The 1,559-nt window shown below is 71.8% G+C and carries 2 protein-coding genes and 1 pseudogene; 2 read left to right on the top strand and 1 reads right to left on the bottom strand.

The window, feature by feature from the left end; all coding sequences use genetic code 11:
- Window positions 1-86 precede the first annotated feature (86 nt).
- Window positions 87-836 (top strand): hypothetical protein, encoded by a 750-nt coding sequence (locus tag WA805_RS30840; protein WP_425244088.1) that lies wholly within the window; start codon window positions 87-89, stop codon window positions 834-836.
- A 34-nt stretch (window positions 837-870) separates the two neighbouring features.
- Here WA805_RS30840 and WA805_RS30835 read toward each other — a convergent pair whose 3' ends face one another.
- Window positions 871-1,212, bottom strand: a complete 342-nt coding sequence (locus WA805_RS30835; protein ID WP_422291046.1) for an SCP2 sterol-binding domain-containing protein — start codon at window positions 1,210-1,212, stop codon at window positions 871-873.
- A 96-nt stretch (window positions 1,213-1,308) separates the two neighbouring features.
- On the opposite strand from WA805_RS30835, the pseudogene WA805_RS30830 reads away from it, so the two are divergent.
- Window positions 1,309-1,559, top strand: a pseudogene (locus WA805_RS30830) (hypothetical protein); the annotation flags it as partial.

Genomic DNA, 1,559 nt, shown 5'->3' with positions numbered 1-1,559 from the left:
CCCAGAGACCGAGCGCCGCAGGCGCCGTGGGACCCGGCGCCGCCGCCGGACGCCCCGCAATCTCCGGAAGGCTGGGTGGACCTGCGATGAGCGCTGTCACCGCGACGGCCGGGAGACGCCCCCTCCTGTTCTGGATCATGATCGGCCTGATCCTGCTGCTGGGACTGGGCGCGGCGGGCGGCGGCGCCGCAGGTGTGGTGGCGATGGCCACGAGGCACCCGAGCCAGGCGCAGATTTCCGCCGCGGGGCAGCGCGAGTTCGCGGTCCAGTGGCAGCGACTGAGCGCCGGGCGGATCTTCCCGTCCTCGGTCTCCTACCTGGACTCGTTCGGGGGACGGACCACGGCCACGCTGGTCGGCATCGCCCCGCAGGCGCCATGTGGCAGCACGGTGGACGCCGCGGCGGCGCCCGTCCTGGCGGCGTCCGGCTGTGTGACCGTGCTCCGCGCCACGTATACCGACGCCTCGCAGACCGCGGTGGCGACGATCGGGATCGCGGTGCTGCGCAGTCCGGGCGACGCGCTCAGAGCGCAGAGCACCTTTGTGGCGGGCGGCCACGGCGGCCTGCTGGCGCTCAGCTTCCCCGGCACCGTGGCGAGCTTGTTCACCGGCAGCGCCCGCGAGACTTACGCCGCGAAGACCACCGCCGGGCGCTACCTCTTCCTCTACGCCGCCGGCTACGCGGACGGCCGGCGCACCACCCCGCAGGTGAACTCCGACGGCGGTTACACCGGCGAGACCGTGACAACGGACCTGGGCAACGGCGTGGTGTCCCAGCTGAGCGCCGAGTTCCAGGCGCCCGCCAGACCCTGCGCGGACAAAAACGTGCGGTGTTAGCGCGGGCTCCGGCCGCGCCTCGCCGGACGCCGCGTTACAGCAGCTTGCGCAGCCGGAACAGGTCCTTCATGCTCGCGTCGATCTTCACCCGGCCCGCCACCCAGGCGCGGGCGATGTTCATCGGTGACTCGGCGAGCGACACCACCTCGTCGCTGTTCGCGGTCAGCCTGATGTCGGCGGGCGGCTCGTCAGGCCCGATCTCCCGCACCTGTTCGTCCCCTGAGCCCAGCCTGGTCCCGAACGTAACGCCGAGATCGGGAATCGTGACGCTCATCGTCTGGTTGCCGAAATACGCGTCCCGGTCGGCGGGGTTCAGCTCGGACAGCCTGCTCGCCAGCTTCTGCAGCGCTTCACGGCACTGTTCAGCCGAGTTCATGTGCGCCTCGTTCCTCAATGGGCGGTACCGTTCACGCGGAGGGTAGCGCATTCCGGGTAGCGCGCTGGTCTCCCTGAGCCGGAGGAAAATCAAAACATGGATCCCGAACGTACGCAGCCGACTCACGAAGGCACCGGTGACTCCCGGGTGGACGAGGCCATCGCCGGTCTCGCCGCCCTTGACGACCTGCCGCTCGACGACCGGCCCGCGGCGCTCGAGGCCGTGCACGACCGGCTCCGCGAGATCCTCGGCGAGCTCGGCACGCCGGGAGCGCCAGGCGCGCCGGGAGCGCCAGGCACGCCGGGCACCCCCGGCCGGCCCGGCGAGCAAGGGGAGCTGGACCGCCG

Origin of the sequence: Trebonia sp., from assembly GCF_049794275.1 — a bacterium.
GTDB lineage: Bacteria > Actinomycetota > Actinomycetes > Streptosporangiales > Streptosporangiaceae > Trebonia.
The sequence above is the reverse complement of the archived record's forward strand: the minus strand, read 5'-3'. Positions and strand labels throughout refer to the sequence as shown.

Excerpts from the sequence above, each read along its gene's own strand:
- WA805_RS30840 (WP_425244088.1), top strand. The coding sequence starts at position 87 with ATGAGCGCTGTCACCGCGACGGCCGGGAGACGCCCCCTCCTGTTCTGG.
- WA805_RS30835 (WP_422291046.1), bottom strand. The coding sequence starts at position 1,212 with ATGAACTCGGCTGAACAGTGCCGTGAAGCGCTGCAGAAGCTGGCGAGC.